Raw genomic sequence first — 16,215 nt, forward strand, 5'->3', positions numbered from 1 at the left:
GGAGGTTGGCTTAGAAGCAGCCACCCTTTAAAGAAAGCGTAATAGCTCACTAGTCGAGTCGGCCTGCGCGGAAGATGTAACGGGGCTCAAACCATACACCGAAGCTACGGGTGCACTCTTTTGAGTGTGCGGTAGAGGAGCGTTCTGTAAGCCTGTGAAGGTGAGTTGAGAAGCTTGCTGGAGGTATCAGAAGTGCGAATGCTGACATGAGTAACGATAATGGGAGTGAAAAACTTCCACGCCGAAAGACCAAGGTTTCCTGCGCCACGTTAATCGACGCAGGGTGAGTCGGCCCCTAAGGTGAGACTGAGAAGTGTAATCGATGGGAAACAGGTTAATATTCCTGTACTTCTAACTATTGCGATGGAGAGACGGAGAAGGCTAGGCCAGCGCGGCGTTGGTTGTCCGTGTTTAAGGCAGTAGGCTGAGATCTTAGGCAAATCCGGGATCTTAAGGCCGAGAGCTGATGACGAGTCCTCTTATGAGGATGAAGTGGTTGATGCCATGCTTCCAAGAAAATCTTCTAAGCTTCAGATAGTTAGGAACCGTACCCCAAACCGACACAGGTGGTCGGGTAGAGAATACCAAGGCGCTTGAGAGAACTCGGGTGAAGGAACTAGGCAAAATGGCACCGTAACTTCGGGAGAAGGTGCGCCGGCTAGGGTGAAGGACTTGCTCCGTAAGCTCTGGCTGGTCGAAGATACCAGGCCGCTGCGACTGTTTATTAAAAACACAGGACTCTGCAAACACGAAAGTGGACGTATAGGGTCTGACGCCTGCCCGGTGCCGGAAGGTTAATTGATGGGGTTAGCGCAAGCGAAGCTCTTGATCGAAGCCCCGGTAAACGGCGGCCGTAACTATAACGGTCCTAAGGTAGCGAAATTCCTTGTCGGGTAAGTTCCGACCTGCACGAATGGCGTAACGATGGCGGCGCTGTCTCCACCCGAGACTCAGTGAAATTGAAATCGCTGTGAAGATGCAGTGTATCCGCGGCAAGACGGAAAGACCCCGTGAACCTTTACTATAGCTTTGCACTGGACTTTGAAGTTGTTTGTGTAGGATAGGTGGGAGGCTTTGAAACTGTGACGCCAGTTGCAGTGGAGCCAACCTTGAAATACCACCCTGGCAACTTTGAGGTTCTAACTCAGGTCCGTAAGCCGGATCGAAGACAGTGTATGGTGGGTAGTTTGACTGGGGCGGTCTCCTCCTAAAGAGTAACGGAGGAGTACGAAGGTGCGCTCGGGCCGGTCGGAAATCGGTCTAAGAGTATAAAGGCAAAAGCGCGCTTAACTGCGAGACCAACAAGTCGAGCAGGTACGAAAGTAGGTCTTAGTGATCCGGTGGTTCTGTATGGAAGGGCCATCGCTCAACGGATAAAAGGTACTCCGGGGATAACAGGCTGATACCGCCCAAGAGTTCATATCGACGGCGGTGTTTGGCACCTCGATGTCGGCTCATCACATCCTGGGGCTGAAGCCGGTCCCAAGGGTATGGCTGTTCGCCATTTAAAGTGGTACGCGAGCTGGGTTTAGAACGTCGTGAGACAGTTCGGTCCCTATCTGCCGTGGACGTTTGAGATTTGAGAGGGGCTGCTCCTAGTACGAGAGGACCGGAGTGGACGAACCTCTGGTGTTCCGGTTGTCACGCCAGTGGCATTGCCGGGTAGCTATGTTCGGAAACGATAACCGCTGAAAGCATCTAAGCGGGAAGCGTGCCTCAAGATGAGATCTCACTGGGATCTTGAATCCCCTAAAGGGCCGTCGAAGACTACGACGTTGATAGGTTGGGTGTGTAAGCGCTGTGAGGCGTTGAGCTAACCAATACTAATTGCCCGTGAGGCTTGACCATATAACACCCAAACAATTTGGGTCTGGTTGATACCAAACAAACGAAAATTTAGTTGAACTCAAAACACCGAATCAACTACTATTACATACCTAATTCGAAGGCACGACAAAGCCGAGGCACACCTGCCCAGCCCACAACGGACCTTCTAAAGAATTGCTTGACGACCATAGAGCGTTGGAACCACCTGATCCCTTCCCGAACTCAGTAGTGAAACGATGTATCGCCGATGGTAGTGTGGGGTTTCCCCATGTGAGAGTAGGTCATCGTCAAGCGCCAAACAAAAATCCCCTGTACGCACATCGCGACAGGGGATTTTTTTGCTTAGGATTTATTAGTTTTTAAGGTTAACTTTTTATTTGCTATATTTTAAAGCGTTCGGCTTACTCATTAGTTTAGTTTTCTCAGCATGTAAAGCATGGCATGATGAAACAAAAAAGGTGGGCTATGTTAGATCAAGTGGTAAATAAAGTTAAAACGCATCGGCCAAGACAACTAGCAGCTGCTGCTCGAGCGGAAGCAGCTGTCCTAGTGCCTATGACTCGGACAGAATCCCCTGAAATTATTCTGACCTTGCGAGCGAGTGGCTTGTCTACGCATAGTGGTGAGGTAGCCTTTCCTGGTGGTCATCAAGATGCAACAGATCCTGACTTGATATACACCGCGCTACGGGAAGCGGAAGAAGAAATCGGCTTGGCTCCAGGTCTTGTCGAAGTAGTGGGGCCCATGAGTCAACTGGTCTCTTTGCATGGGGTGAAAGTCACGCCTATTGTTGGTATCGTGCCTAGTTTTTTAGAATATAAGGCCAATGAAGCTGAAATCGCTTCAGTGTTTAGTGTGCCGCTGGATTTTTTTGCCAATGACCCTCGTAGTATCACTCATCGTATCGATTACTTAGGTGAAAGTTGGTACGTGCCAAGCTATTTTTTCCAAGGCTACAAAATTTGGGGGCTAACCGCAGTTATGATCGTTGAGCTGATCAATGTGATTTATGGGCTCAATATTGATTTGCGGGTCCCTCCTGCTCAACTTACAGAAAGAGAATAATAAAATGCTTTATGCTTTAAATGAGAATACTCCTGAGATTGATCCTAGCGCTTGGGTTGCTGAAACAGCAGTGGTAATTGGTAAGGTGCGTTTAGCACAAGACAGTAGTGTTTGGTTTGGTGCGGTGTTGCGTGGCGATAATGAGTTAATCCAGATCGGTGTCGGCAGTAATGTCCAAGATGGCGCGGTTATGCATACCGATATGGGATATCCCTTGACCTTAGGTCAGCATGTTACAGTCGGCCATAATGCAATGCTGCATGGCTGTAGCGTCGGTGATGGGAGTTTAATTGGAATTAATGCGGTGATCTTAAATGGGGCGATCATCGGCAAAAACTGCATCATTGGTGCTAATACTTTAATTGCTGAGGGTAAAGAAATTCCAGATAATAGTTTGGTGGTTGGTTCACCGGGTAAAGTGGTTAAGCAGTTAACTGAACAGCAGGTTACTCAATTGAAACTGAATGCTATCCATTATGTGGAAAATGCTAAGCGCTACCAACAGAGTTTAATCCGATTAAAATGAGTGCTGAGATGAATAGTAAAGAACGTCCAGTGAAATCGCCTTGTGTCAGTATTTGTGCTTTAGATATTGATGATGTTTGTATGGGGTGTTTACGTTCTGGGCAGGAAATTAGCCAGTGGGGGAAGATGAGTAACGAACAGCGTTTGGCCGTTTTAGAAAGAATTAAGCAACGGGCACAAAAGTAGTCAACTGGCTTATTGGTTATTTCTAACTAGGCTTTATTTGGTGTATTGTACTGCCATGTTTACGGCACGTTGAGGAATGTATGCCCTGTTTAGGAACGCCGCTATCTGATAGCGCAACGCGAGTTTTACTCTGTGGCTCAGGTGAGCTAGGTAAAGAAGTAACTATTGAACTGCAGCGATTAGGTGTGGAAGTCATTGCCCTTGATCGTTATGCCAATGCGCCGGCCATGCAGGTAGCGCATCGTAGCTATGTAGTCGATATGCTTGATGGTGAAGCGCTACGCGCGATTATTGAGCAGGAGGAGCCGCATTTTATTGTCCCAGAAATTGAGGCGATTGCGACTGAGACCCTTAAGCAGCTAGAGGATGAGGGTTTCACCGTTATTCCTACCGCGCGTGCTGCTCAGCTGACCATGGATCGGGAAGGCATCCGTCGTTTAGCTGCAGAAACACTCGAGTTACCTACTTCTCCCTATTTTTTTGCTGATGATTATGATGACTATCAGTTAGCCGTAGAAAAACTCGGTTATCCTTGTGTGGTTAAGCCGTTAATGAGCTCTTCTGGTAAAGGTCAAAGCGTACTGCGTAGTGCTGCAGATTTAGCCAGTGCTTGGCAGTACTCACAAGAAGGCGGGCGTACAGGAGCTGGGCGTGTCATTGTTGAAGGCTTTATTGACTTTGACTACGAAATTACTTTACTCACAGTGCGCCATGCGCAGGGCACCTTATATTGTGAACCTATTGGGCATCGTCAAGAAAATGGTGACTATCAGTCGTCTTGGCAGCCTCAAGCAATGTCTACAGTTGCCCTTGAACAAGCGAAATATATTGCTAAAAGCATTACCGATGATTTAGGCGGACGCGGGGTATTTGGTGTCGAGCTATTTGTGAAAGGTGATGAGGTGTGGTTTAGCGAGGTCTCACCACGGCCCCATGATACAGGTTTAGTCACGCTGATTTCGCAGGATCTCTCAGAGTTTGCATTGCATGCACGGGCTATTTTAGGTTTACCGATTCCCAATATTGTTCAGCATGGCCCAAGCGCCTCTTCAGTGATTTTAGCCAGCGGCTGTTCTGAAGAAGTGAGCTTTGCTAACTTAACCGTGGCTTTATCTGAACCAGATACCAGCTTGCGTTTATTTGGTAAGCCAGACGTTGATGGTGAACGACGTATGGGCGTTGCTTTAGCAAGAGCGGAGAGCATTGAATCAGCGGTTGCTAAAGCAGAAAAGTCTGCTAAAAGTGTTCGCATAGAGCTTTAACTCAAGCGCGGCTGGAAACTCGGCTCAATAACGGCGAGTTTCCTAGCTAGCAGCAGATTAATAGCGTGATTTCACTCAGGTTGATTAATCGTCAAAGTCGAAATCAAAGTCTGCAAGTTCTTTTTGTAGACGTCTTTCTTCAAGTAAGTTATCTATAACTCGGCGTCTAGTTAGACTGCTTTTACTGGTTTCTGCTGGTGTGTCTTCTTCAGCTACGGGATCTGCATCATCATCTAAAAAATCGTCATCTAGCTCAATATCATCACTCATATTTATCTCCTAACGGCGGGCGTTGGCGCACCTTATATCTATTATTTTTATCTAGGTAAATATGAAAAAATCTATCGGTTCTATTAATTTATTAGATTAGATTAATTAATCAGAGGTTTTCTCTTTAAACTCGCATAGATCCTCAATCCGGCAGCTCCCGCAGCGTGGTTTCCTAGCCTGACAAACGTAACGGCCATGCAGGATTAACCAATGGTGTGCATCTAGTAAAAACTCTTTAGGCACCAAGCGTAGAAGTTTTTTTTCAACCTCTAATACGTTTTTACCCGGTGCAATTCCGGTGCGATTACTTACTCGAAAGATATGAGTATCAACAGCCATGGCGATTTGCCCAAAGGCGGTATTAAGCACCACATTTGCCGTTTTTCTGCCTACGCCAGGTAGCGCTTCTAGTTCAGCCCGAGTTTGCGGCACTTGACTGTTGTGCTGCTCGATCAGTATTTGGCAAGTTTTAATAATATTTTTAGCTTTGGTTGGGTAGAGGCCAATGGTTTTGACGTATTCGCATAACCCATCATAGCCTAAGGCAAAGATTGCTTCTGGGGTGTTAGCTACGGGAAATAGCTTATCGGTGGCTTTATTAACACCTACGTCGGTGGCTTGTGCCGATAGGATCACCGCAATCAGTAGCTCGAAAGGGTTGCTGTAGTTAAGCTCGGTTTCTGGCTTAGGATTATCTTCGCGAAAGCGACTAAAAATTTCGTAGCGTTTTTGCGCATTCATAATAGATTGTCCATGAAAAGGAGCGATCTTACTAAAAAACGGACAGTTTTGCTGCTGCACAGCTGAAGAAAAAATACCAGATAGAACTTGACCCGATAAAATCCTGCTGCAAACTACTGAGCTGTCTTTATGAGTGGGTGCAACTAATGGAATTAATTTCGGAATGGGTAACAACGATTAATGGCTTAGTCTGGGGTGTTCCCATGCTGATTGCCTTGTTGGGTACCGGGTTTTACCTAATGCTGCGCTTAAAAGGCATGCCGCTGTTAAGGATCAGTTTAGGTTTTAAGGAGCTGTGGCGAGGCCGTGAAACGGGCGCAGCGCATTTGGGGCATATCAGTCCTTTTGCTGCGCTCATGACGACGTTAGCCGCTACGGTGGGAACTGGAAATATCGCCGGAGTAGCGACCGCAATCGCCTTAGGCGGGCCGGGCGCGCTGTTTTGGATGTGGTGCACGGCATTGGTCGGCATGGCAACAAAATATGCAGAAGTGGTCTTAGCCGTACATTTTCGGCAGAAAAATGCCCAAGGAGAGTTTGTTGGAGGGCCGATGTATGCCATTAAAAATGGTTTACATCAGCGCTGGGCTTGGTTAGGCGCAGCCTTTGCTTTATTTGGCGGTTTAGCAAGTTTTGGGATCGGTAATCTAGTACAAGTTAATAGCATGGCTGATGCCTTAGCCAATGTGTTTGCGGTGCCATTATGGGGAACCGGTTTAATCGCAATGTTTGCGGTAGGCTTAGTCGTACTGGGCGGCATTAAGCGCATTGGGGCAGTAGCTCAAACTTTAGTGCCCTTTATGTGTGTAGCCTATGTAATGGCAGCTTTGGTGGTACTGGCGATTAATTATACGGCAATTCCAGGAGCATTTAAGCTGATTGTAGAGTCAGCCTTTAATGGTCATGCAGCCGTAGGTGGTTTTGCCGGTTCAGCAATGATTGTGGCGATTCAAATGGGCGTGGCGCGCGGGATTTTTTCCAACGAAGCAGGACTTGGTAGTGCGGGAATTGCCCAAGCTGCAGGAACCAGTAATAGTCCTGTACGTTCTGGCTTAATCGGCATGATGGGAACCTTTATTGATACTTTAATTGTGTGTAGCATGACGGGCTTAGCCATTGTTTGTACTGGTGTGTGGAGTTCAGGTGAGAGTGGCGCAGTACTGTCTTCAGCCGCATTTGAAAGTGCTTTGCCAGGGGTTGGCGGCTATATTCTTACACTGGCCTTAGTGGTGTTTGCTTTTACCACGATTTTAGGCTGGTGCTATTATGGTGAGCGCTGTTGGGAGTATTTGCTTGGGACTAAAGCGGTAGTTCCGTATCGCGTGCTGATGGTGTTAGCGTTGCCGATAGGCGCCTTAGTTAAGCTGAAGTTTGTCTGGCTGTTAGCCGATACTCTGAACGGGTTAATGGCGTTGCCAAACTTGCTAGCTTTACTCTTATTAAGTCCTTTAGTCATTCAATTAACCCGCCAATATTTTGCGGATCAAAGCCATTGTATTTCTTCCAATCAACGATAACTGTTTAAGGTGAGTGGTATGTCTCAAGTAACATTTAAAAATAGCCCAGTACGCATTGATGGCAACTTTCCACGACCAGGCGATACCGCGCCAGGCTTTAGCTTGGTCGGCTCTAATTTGGAGGAAGTGAGTCTTGCTAGTCTAGATGGACAGCGTAAAATTATTAGTATTTTTCCAAGTATTGATACACCGACCTGTGCTACTTCAGTGCGTAAGTTTAATGAGAAAGCGTCGGAGTTAAAAAATACCCGCATTTTGTGTATTTCAGCGGATTTACCCTTTGCTCAAGCGCGCTTTTGTGGCGCCGAAGGCTTAGAGCGAGTGGTGATGTTATCCACTATGCGTGATCCAGACTTTTTTCAAGCCTATGGAGTTGATATTGCCGAAGGGCCGTTAGCCGGTTTAGGTGCGCGGGCAGTGATTGTGCTCGATGAAGATAACGAAGTGCTTTACAGTGAGTTAGTAGCAGAAATTACTGAAGAGCCAGATTACCTAGCAGCATTGGCAGCACTGGCTTAGGCCAGTGTTTAGCTGTGATCTGAAGTAAGAATCTTTAGAAAACGAAGGTTTCCTCTGCCTCAGCGTGAACGAGTTCAGCTTCAGGTAGGGTAAATTCAGTTTGGGGTTGTAAGGTTGTAGTGGTGCTAAGCTGTTCGGCAAGGGTGGGAAGGTGGTGGGTGAGCTGTGATTCTACGTGGGTTTTAGCCGGCGTAGAGTCTGCTTCAACCAAGCAGCCATGCAATAAAAAGCAACTTAAAAACAAATAGCCTAAACGTTCTGCAGCTGCAGGAAAGTAAATTTTCATAACAGTCTCCTTTTCTGCATAATGACTCCATGGTTTCCTAAACAGCTTTGTAGCTGATTAGCTAAGAGAAAGCTACTCTCAGCCGATTAAGCAACCTTAATGTAACGATCAAAATGCAGTAAAGGAGCTAATATCTAGCTCCTTATTCTATTTCGGAATAACTGTATAAGAATAAACGCGCTAGAATTAACCTAAGTGCGCTTTATCTAACTCTACCGCTTGGGCGAGATCTGCTAAAAGCTGCTTGCGTACTTTGAGCTTAGTGTTTTTATGGGCATTCATATTCAGCTTTTTCATCATTTCTGCTGTGGCTTTTGCAGTGGCCATCAGTGCTTCAGGGGCGACTACCTGATCTAAAAAGCCTGCAGCGACTGCTTGCTCTGGGCTAAAGGGTTCGGCATTAATCACCGAGCGTTCAAAGCTAGCCGGTGTTAAGCGATTTTTCGCCAACTCAATACCGGCATGGTGCATGGTCATGCCAATTTGCACTTCATTTAGTTGAATATTGAAAGGACCGCTGACACCAATGCGATAATCAGCACTGAGCAGTAAAAAAGCGCCTTTAGCTACCGCATGTCCAGAGCAGGCCACAATGACAGGAAACGGATGGGCCAATAAACGGGCTGAGAGGGTGGAGCCTAGGCTGACCAAGTTCACTGCGTGCTCAGGGCCGGAAGTCATTACTTTAAGATCGTAACCGCCTGATAAAATACCTTCTTTACCAGTGATGATCACTACGGCACGGTCTTTTTCTGCTTGATCTAAGCACTGATTAAAGCAGGCAATTAAATCAGGTGAGATGGCATTCACTTTACCGTTTTGCAAGGTTAGGGTGGCAATGCCATTGTCTAGGGAGTAATCAACAAGTTCGGTCATGGTTCATTCTTCTTTCATGCTGTAGATTAATGCTCTGCCGATGCAGACAGGCAGAGGAAGGGATAGAATGAGGCTAACCTTACCGAGGTCTAATGTTTTGGTAAAGACCATAAGCTGACTATTTAGTCTGATGTGGTCACAGATATACGGCATCAAACGTGACGGGCGTCGGTTGAATCAGTTGCGGGCGATGGCGAGTAGTTAGCCAGCCGCTGGGCGCGTGAATTAATATAATGTAGTGAGTACCGCATGAATCATAACCAACAAGCAGTGGATCCCCAGCAACTAATGATTGCCAGCGAATTAGACGCGCGAGGCTTGTTTTGTCCTGAGCCAGTGATGATGCTGCATAATAGTGTGCGCCAATTGCAGGCGGGTGAAGTGTTACACGTCATTGCTACTGACCCTTCAACCCAACGTGATATACCTAAATTTTGTACATTTTTGGGGCATGTGTTGTTGGCACAACAAGTGCAAGACTCAGAGTTTGAATATTGGATTCAAAAGAAAGCTGACTAAGTGGTTGGCGTGAGCCGCTGAGTATTCATTATTTTTCTTCGAGCTGGGCAGGAGCCTTATGGAACAGTTTCGTAATATTGGCATTATTGGGCGCATGGGCAGTGCGAAGGTACTGGAGACTATTCGTCGACTCAAGCGCTATTTGCTCAGTCGGCATTTGCATGTGATTTTAGAAGACACCATTGCCGAGCTGTTGCCCGGTCATCATTTGCAAACCTGCTCCCGAAAAATGTTAGGTGAAATCTGTGACTTAGTCATTGTCGTTGGTGGTGATGGCAGTATGCTTGGCGCAGCGCGGGCTTTGGCCCGCTCTAAAGTGCCGGTGCTCGGGATTAATCGTGGTAATTTAGGTTTTTTGACCGATATTGCGCCCGATGAAATGGAAGAAAAAATTGCCGAGGTATTATCTGGGCGTTATACCACCGAACAGCGCTTTTTACTGGAAACCGAAGTGCGCCGTGATGGTCAGCCAATTGGACAAGCCGATGCGCTGAATGATGTAGTGCTGCATCCAGGTAAATCAACGCGCATGATTGAGTTTGAGCTATTTATTGATGGCCAGTTTGTGTACAGCTTAAAAGCCGATGGACTCATTATTTCTACGCCAACTGGCTCTACGGCTTATGCTTTGTCTGCAGGCGGCCCGATTATGCACCCTAAGCTAGATGTCATCGTGGTGGTACCGATGTATCCGCATACCTTATCTAGTCGCCCGATTGTAGTCAGTGCAGACAGTGAACTGAAAGTGGTGGTGTCAACGGATTTAACCATTTACCCCTTGGTGTCTTGTGATGGGCAAAACCATGTTACCTGTGCACCAGGCGATACGCTGCATATTCAGCGTAAACCACAAAAACTGAACTTAATTCATCCCCTTGATCATAATTACTACGCAGTCTGCCGCGATAAATTGGGTTGGGGCAGTCGATTAGGTAAAGGGCAAGACTAATGTGGTTAGATTCTGCTCGTGGCTATGATGTAGTAGGTGACATCCATGGATGTGCCGCTACCTTAGTGCGTTTATTAGAGCAGCTGGGGTATCGGCGAATTAAAGGCATTTGGCAGCATCCAACGCGGCAAATGCTGTTTCTAGGCGATATTATTGACCGTGGCCCACAGATTCGTGAAGCCTTGCACCTAGTCCATGACATGGTGGATCGAGGGCAGGCGCATTGTATTATGGGCAACCATGAATTTTATGCGCTGGCGTGGAATACGCCAGCGCCAGCTGGTAGCGGTAAACTTTTTGTGCGAGAGCATACTAAACGTCATGCCCGTTTACAGGCGGAAACCCATGCGCAGTTTGTTGCCCATCCTTATGATTGGAAGGATTTTGTCACTTGGTTTCATAGCTTACCGTTATTTCTTGATGCGGGGCGTTTTCGTTTAGTTCATGCTTTATGGGATCAGCCTTTAATTGATACGCTGCGTAGCAGTTATCCTGATGGACGAATTGATCGTACGTTTTTACAGCAAGCAGCCTTTCAGGGCAGTTTTGCTGATCAAGTGTTTAACCGATTATTACGTGGCATTAATTTACGGTTACCCCATGGCGCATCACAAGTCAGTAGTGATGGCTATATTCGCTCGTTTTTTCGCAGCAAGTTTTGGGAAGAGGAGCAAGAACCTGAAACTTACGGTGATTTAGTGTTTCAGCCGGATGCACTACCTGAGGCGATTGCCAATGAGCCTTTGCCTATGAGCTATCGTGCATCTTTGATGCGCTATGATCGTTTGCAGCCGATATTGTTTGTTGGTCATTATTGGCGTAAAGGGCATCCAACTATGATTCGGCCTAATGTGGCGTGCTTAGATTACAGTGCAGTCAATGGGGGTAAGTTAGTCGCTTATCGACTTGATGCAGAAGACGTCTTGCTACCCAATAAGTTTGTTTGGGTGAATGCGGTTTAATTTTAGGATGCTTGGCATCAGCTAAAGAGGGTGTATGCAGTTTGTAAAAGCGTTAGCGCTACCACTGGATCAAGATCTAAGCCCATTACTGGCTTTACTTAATGCGCAGCAGATTATGCATCGGGTGATTGAGCATGCAGGGCAGCAAGAACTATGGATACTGCAGGCTCAGCAACAGCAAGTAGAGGCTTTGTACCAAGCGTGGCAAGCCGGGGAGTTGACGCATACCCAAACCTATCAGCGTTCATCGCTGACTCGTCCTGTATTAGGCCAATTAAAACGTGCGCCTATGACAACGACTGTTTTAATACTGACGGCGTTAGTTGCATTAATCACCCAAGTGGGCGAGAACTTTCACACCTTAAGCTATTTCAGTTTTACTGACTTTTATGTGCAAGCCCCTTACCTATATTTTTCAAGCTTAAATGCTAGCTTAGAAAGCGGGCAGTGGTGGCGATTGATCAGTCCGATTTTGATTCACTTTGGTTTTTTACACTTGGCAATGAACAGTCTGTGGTTTTGGGAGCTAGGTAAACGTATTGAGTGGCGGCATGGCGGCTTATTTCTCTTGCTATTAACTCTAGTTGCCGGTGGACTATCGAACTACGCGCAATACTTTTTTTCTGGACCCAGTTTATTTGGCGGGTTGTCTGGCGTGCTGTATGCCTTATTGGGCTATTGCTGGCTGTATCAGCGGCAAGTGCCGAGTGCCTTTACTAGTTTGCCTAAAGGCGTGGTCGTCATGATGTTAGCTTGGTTAGTGTTATGCTTAACCGGCATTGTGACTTGGCTCGGTTTTGGGGCAATTGCCAATGCGGCGCACGTCAGTGGGCTTATCGTAGGATGCTTAGCTGGCGCAGTCGGCGGCTGGCGAGCAAAACAACAACAGGTGCGGTAATTATCTATGCAGAATTTTTTAGCGATGATTCAAAATATTACTCCTGAAATCTATCAAGAGTTAAAGTTAGCAGTGGAAATTGGCAAGTGGTCGGATGGCCGTAAACTAACCCAAGAGCAAAAAGAAATTAGCTTGATGGCAATGATCGCCTGGGAGCAAAAAAACTTACCTGAAGAGCAACGCACTGGGTATATGGGCGGACAAGCCTGTGCCTCACAGAGTAAAAAACTAGCCGAAGTGGATGACAGCTTGTTTGCACCGGCTGCAGGTACGCTCCATTGATGCAAGAGTTAAGCCGTGGAACGTTGCATAAAATGCACATTGCCCTTGGTGATCCAGTGGCAGAGTACCAGCTCAATTTAGGCAATCAAACGATTGCGATGAACGAGCTGATTGGTAAGCAGTTAAAACTGACGCATTTAGGTGAGATTCATTGCATTCACTGCCAGCGAAAAACCAAAAAAAGTTTTGCCCAAGGTTATTGCTGGCCATGCTTTAAGGCTTTACCGCAATGCGATACCTGCATTATGAGCCCTGAAAAGTGCCATTTTGATCAAGGCACTTGCCGTGATGAAACTTGGGCTAGCCAGTTTTGCATGACCGAGCACATTGTGTACTTGGCTAATTCGACTGGGGTTAAAGTAGGTATTACGCGAGCTAACCAAGTGCCGACGCGTTGGCTAGATCAGGGCGCTGCTCAAGCCTTGCCGATTTTTCGCGTAGCGACTCGCCAACAATCGGGATTGGTAGAAGATATTTTGCGCAGCCAAGTCACCGATCGCACGAATTGGCGTGCTTTGCTACGGGCAGAAGCAGAACCTTTAGATTTGCCGCAGATACGCGATCAGATTACCCAAACTTGTCAGCCAGCACTGACTGAACTCCAACAACGCTTTGGTCTCCAAGCCATTCAGCCGATTAACAGCGCAACTGTGTTAGAAATTAGCTATCCCGTTGAGCAGTACCTGAGCAAGATCAGTAGTTTTAATTTAGATAAGCAACCCGCGGCTGAAGGTACATTGCTGGGTTTAAAAGGGCAGTATTTAATTTTTGATACTGGCGTCATTAATTTGCGTAAATATACCGCTTACCAAACGGCACTCAGCGTGCAAGCGTCTGTGAGTGTCTGAACGATTGTTATCTTATTTCGCAACGAGGAACCTATGCGTACAGAACAACCGCAAATGATTCGTTTAAGTGCTTATCAGCAGCCTGATTACTTAATTAACGAAACCCATCTTACGTTTGAGTTATACGAAGAGTACGCGTTAGTTCATGCGCAGCTGGTAATGCAGCGTAACCCCGCTTTAGACACGAATTTACCGCCGTTACATTTAGACGGACAGGAGCTCAGTTTGCAGCGGCTGGCACTGAATGATCGTGAGCTCAGCGCCGACGAGTATCAGCTCAGCCCTTATCAGCTTAGTTTGCAGCCTGATAGTGAAGCCTTTGTGATCGACAGTACCGTGCGTATTGAGCCGCAAAACAATACCGCGCTTGAGGGTTTATATAAGTCCGGCGGTATGTTTTGCACTCAGTGTGAGGCGGAAGGCTTCCGTAAAATTACCTATTACCTTGATCGTCCAGATGTCATGAGTCGCTTTACCACGACCTTAAGTGCGGATAAAAACCGTTATCCGGTCTTACTCTCAAATGGCAATTTAATTGCTAGTGGTCAAGCTGAAGAGGGACGGCATTGGGCGACCTGGGAAGACCCATTTAAAAAACCAGCGTATTTATTTGCTTTAGTCGCTGGTGATTTATGGTGCGTTGAAGATCGCTTCACTACGCTCAGTGGTCGTGAGGTGACACTGCAGCTGTATGTCGAACCAAAGAATATTGATAAATGCCAGCATGGTATGGATAGCTTAAAAAAATCCATGCGCTGGGATGAAGAAAAGTATGGGCGTGAATACGATTTAGATATTTTTATGATCGTGGCCGTGGATGATTTCAATATGGGCGCAATGGAAAACAAAGGGTTAAATATTTTTAACTCCAGTTGTGTGTTAGCTAAGCCCGAAACCGCGACTGATGCGACTTATCAGCGAATTGAAAGCATTGTGGCCCATGAATACTTTCATAACTGGTCAGGTAACCGAGTAACCTGTCGTGATTGGTTTCAACTATCACTAAAAGAAGGCTTTACGGTCTTTCGTGATATGCAGTTTTCCGCGGATATGAACTCGAAAGCGGTAAAGCGAATTGAAGATGTAGCTTATCTGCGTACCCATCAATTTGCTGAAGACGCGGGTCCCATGGCGCACCCAGTGCGACCTGAGGAGTATCTAGAAATCTCCAACTTCTATACCTTAACCATTTATGAAAAAGGTGCTGAAGTTGTTCGAATGATTCATACCTTGTTGGGTGAAAAAGCCTTCCGTCAAGGTTCGGATTTGTATTTTGCAAGGCATGATGGGCAAGCTGTTACTTGTGATGACTTTATTCAAGCCATGCAAGATGCTAGCGGGCAAGATTTAACCCAGTTTAAGCGCTGGTATAGTCAAGCGGGTACGCCTGTATTAAACGTGACTGATCACTATGATCCACAGCAGCAGGTTTATCGCCTTAAGGTAAAACAAAGTTGTCCAGCGACTCCGGGGCAGCCTGATAAAGCGCCCCTGGTGATTCCTTTAGCTGTGGGACTCTTAGATGCTAAGGGGCGTGATTTACCGTTACAGCTGGCAGGCGAGACTCAGGCGAGCATTGGTACTCGAGTATTGGTCGTTACTGAAGCAGAACAAACATTTGAGTTTATAAAGGTAACAGACGCGCCGGTGCCCTCATTGCTGCGCGATTTTTCTGCCCCGGTAAATTTATTTTTTGCTTATAGTACTGAACAATTAGTGTTTTTGCTCAAGCATGATAGTGATGGCTTTAATCGTTGGGAGGCAGGACAGCAATTAGCGGTTAGGGCGATTAAAGCGTTGATGGCTGATGCCAAAGCCGATCTTAGCGTCTTTATTCACGCGTTGGGAGCCGTTGCTCAAGATCCAACCCTGGATGTGGCTTTAAAAGCTGAAATTTTTAGTTTGCCAAGTGAAAGCTATCTGATTGAGCAGTTTACTCAAGCAGACGTGCAAGCCATTCACCAAGCGCGTGAGGCGTTACGCTTGCAAATAGCGGTACAGTTAAAAGATGCGCTGTGGACTCGTTATCAGTCGGCCCGTCATATTTCACAAGAAGTGGAGTATTCAGCCCAGGCTGACCATGTGGCGCGCCGCCGCTGGCAGAACGTAGCACTTAGTTATTTAATGCTCACTGAGTTACCTGAAATTGTTTTAGCCTGCGTTGATCAGTTTGAGCATGCCGATAATATGACCGAGCGCTTCGCTGCGTTAACCTGCCTGGTTAACTCCAGTCTATGCTATGAGAAACAGCAAGCATTAGCGGCATTTGAGCGGGAGTTTGCCGATGATGCGCAAGTCATGGATCAATGGTTTAGTGTGCAAGCGGGTAGCTTTTTAAAGGGTGGTTTAGGGCGAGTGAAAACCTTGATGCAACACCCTAAATTTAGCATTAAAAATCCGAATAAAGTGCGTTCAGTAATAGGTGCTTTTGCCAATCAGTCCTTAGTGAACTTTCACCAAGCTGATGGCAGTGGTTATGCTTTCTTAGCTGAGCAAATTTTACAATTAGATCGATTAAACCCACAAATGGCGGCTAGGATACTTGCTCCGCTAACGCGCTGGCAGCGCTTTGCTGAGCCGCAACGCAGTGCGATGAAAAAACAGTTACAACGCATTCAACAGGCCGAGCAGTTATCGCCTGACGTGTATGAAGTAGTGAATAAAAGCCTGTAATTAACAGACT

General features: G+C 46.7%; 17 protein-coding genes and 2 rRNA genes (1 of these 19 only partly in view). 15 read left to right on the forward strand and 4 right to left on the reverse strand.

What is annotated here, in order from left to right:
* The 6 genes from AKN87_RS02040 to purT all read left to right on the forward strand — a co-directional run.
* Positions 1-1,848: ribosomal RNA gene (locus tag AKN87_RS02040) — 23S ribosomal RNA — on the forward strand (it extends 1,044 nt beyond the left edge of the window).
* A 156-nt stretch (positions 1,849-2,004) separates the two neighbouring features.
* Positions 2,005-2,120, forward strand: a 5S ribosomal RNA gene (rrf, locus tag AKN87_RS02045).
* Positions 2,121-2,292: 172 nt separating this feature from the next.
* Entirely contained in the window at positions 2,293-2,892 is a 600-nt protein-coding gene (locus tag AKN87_RS02050) for a CoA pyrophosphatase (RefSeq protein ID WP_053099422.1), read from the forward strand.
* Between the two features lie 4 nt (positions 2,893-2,896).
* Positions 2,897-3,418 (forward strand): gamma carbonic anhydrase family protein, encoded by a 522-nt coding sequence (locus AKN87_RS02055; protein ID WP_053099423.1) that lies wholly within the window; start codon positions 2,897-2,899, stop codon positions 3,416-3,418.
* Between the two features lie 8 nt (positions 3,419-3,426).
* The gene (locus AKN87_RS12050) at positions 3,427-3,603 is read left to right on the forward strand and encodes a DUF1289 domain-containing protein (protein WP_064496066.1); all 177 of its coding nucleotides are present in this window, start codon (positions 3,427-3,429) and stop codon (positions 3,601-3,603) included.
* Between the two features lie 80 nt (positions 3,604-3,683).
* Positions 3,684-4,865: a formate-dependent phosphoribosylglycinamide formyltransferase gene (gene purT / locus AKN87_RS02060; RefSeq protein ID WP_053102300.1), complete on the forward strand. Its 1,182-nt coding sequence runs from the start codon at positions 3,684-3,686 to the stop codon at positions 4,863-4,865.
* Positions 4,866-4,949: 84 nt separating this feature from the next.
* Here purT and AKN87_RS02065 read toward each other — a convergent pair whose 3' ends face one another.
* Complete coding sequence (locus AKN87_RS02065; protein WP_053099426.1) at positions 4,950-5,135, reverse strand: PA3496 family putative envelope integrity protein; 186 nt, start codon at positions 5,133-5,135, stop codon at positions 4,950-4,952.
* Between the two features lie 105 nt (positions 5,136-5,240).
* Positions 5,241-5,876 (reverse strand): endonuclease III, encoded by a 636-nt coding sequence (nth, locus tag AKN87_RS02070; RefSeq protein ID WP_053099427.1) that lies wholly within the window; start codon positions 5,874-5,876, stop codon positions 5,241-5,243.
* Between the two features lie 146 nt (positions 5,877-6,022).
* Here nth and AKN87_RS02075 point away from each other — a divergent pair, with 146 nt between their 5' ends.
* Together AKN87_RS02075 and tpx are read left to right on the forward strand one after the other, a co-directional pair.
* A complete protein-coding gene (locus AKN87_RS02075) occupies positions 6,023-7,393 on the forward strand; it encodes an alanine/glycine:cation symporter family protein (protein ID WP_053099428.1) in 1,371 nt (456 codons plus the stop codon).
* Positions 7,394-7,411: 18 nt separating this feature from the next.
* Positions 7,412-7,912, forward strand: a complete 501-nt coding sequence (tpx, locus tag AKN87_RS02080; protein ID WP_053099429.1) for a thiol peroxidase — start codon at positions 7,412-7,414, stop codon at positions 7,910-7,912.
* 34 nt (positions 7,913-7,946) lie between these two features.
* On the opposite strand, the gene AKN87_RS02085 is transcribed toward tpx, so the two are convergent.
* Entirely contained in the window at positions 7,947-8,198 is a 252-nt protein-coding gene (locus AKN87_RS02085; protein ID WP_053102301.1) for a hypothetical protein, read from the reverse strand.
* A 186-nt stretch (positions 8,199-8,384) separates the two neighbouring features.
* The gene (locus AKN87_RS02090) at positions 8,385-9,074 is read right to left on the reverse strand and encodes a crotonase/enoyl-CoA hydratase family protein (RefSeq protein ID WP_053099431.1); all 690 of its coding nucleotides are present in this window, start codon (positions 9,072-9,074) and stop codon (positions 8,385-8,387) included.
* Positions 9,075-9,323: 249 nt separating this feature from the next.
* Here AKN87_RS02090 and tusA point away from each other — a divergent pair, with 249 nt between their 5' ends.
* Genes tusA through pepN form a run of 7 tightly spaced genes read left to right on the forward strand, consistent with a single transcriptional unit; the run spans position 9,324 to position 16,205 of the window.
* On the forward strand, positions 9,324-9,593 hold the full coding sequence (tusA, locus tag AKN87_RS02095) for a sulfurtransferase TusA (RefSeq protein WP_053099432.1): 270 nt from the start codon (positions 9,324-9,326) through the stop codon (positions 9,591-9,593).
* Positions 9,594-9,651: 58 nt separating this feature from the next.
* The gene (locus tag AKN87_RS02100; RefSeq protein ID WP_053099433.1) at positions 9,652-10,542 is read left to right on the forward strand and encodes an NAD(+) kinase; all 891 of its coding nucleotides are present in this window, start codon (positions 9,652-9,654) and stop codon (positions 10,540-10,542) included.
* Positions 10,542-11,504, forward strand: a complete 963-nt coding sequence (locus AKN87_RS02105; RefSeq protein WP_053099434.1) for a metallophosphoesterase — start codon at positions 10,542-10,544, stop codon at positions 11,502-11,504. Before AKN87_RS02100 ends, AKN87_RS02105 begins: the two co-directional genes overlap by 1 nt.
* A 34-nt stretch (positions 11,505-11,538) precedes the next feature.
* A complete protein-coding gene (locus AKN87_RS02110) occupies positions 11,539-12,402 on the forward strand; it encodes a rhomboid family intramembrane serine protease (protein WP_053102302.1) in 864 nt (287 codons plus the stop codon).
* 6 nt (positions 12,403-12,408) lie between these two features.
* Entirely contained in the window at positions 12,409-12,684 is a 276-nt protein-coding gene (locus tag AKN87_RS02115) for a YeaC family protein (RefSeq protein WP_053099436.1), read from the forward strand.
* On the forward strand, positions 12,684-13,532 hold the full coding sequence (locus AKN87_RS02120) for a DUF2797 domain-containing protein (RefSeq protein WP_053099437.1): 849 nt from the start codon (positions 12,684-12,686) through the stop codon (positions 13,530-13,532). The genes AKN87_RS02115 and AKN87_RS02120 overlap by 1 nt, the downstream gene beginning before the upstream one ends.
* Positions 13,533-13,565: 33 nt before the next feature.
* Complete coding sequence (gene pepN, locus AKN87_RS02125; RefSeq protein ID WP_053102303.1) at positions 13,566-16,205, forward strand: aminopeptidase N; 2,640 nt, start codon at positions 13,566-13,568, stop codon at positions 16,203-16,205.
* Positions 16,206-16,215 lie beyond the last annotated feature (10 nt).

The organism is Thiopseudomonas alkaliphila (assembly GCF_001267175.1).
GTDB classification, from domain to species: domain Bacteria; phylum Pseudomonadota; class Gammaproteobacteria; order Pseudomonadales; family Pseudomonadaceae; genus Oblitimonas; species Oblitimonas alkaliphila.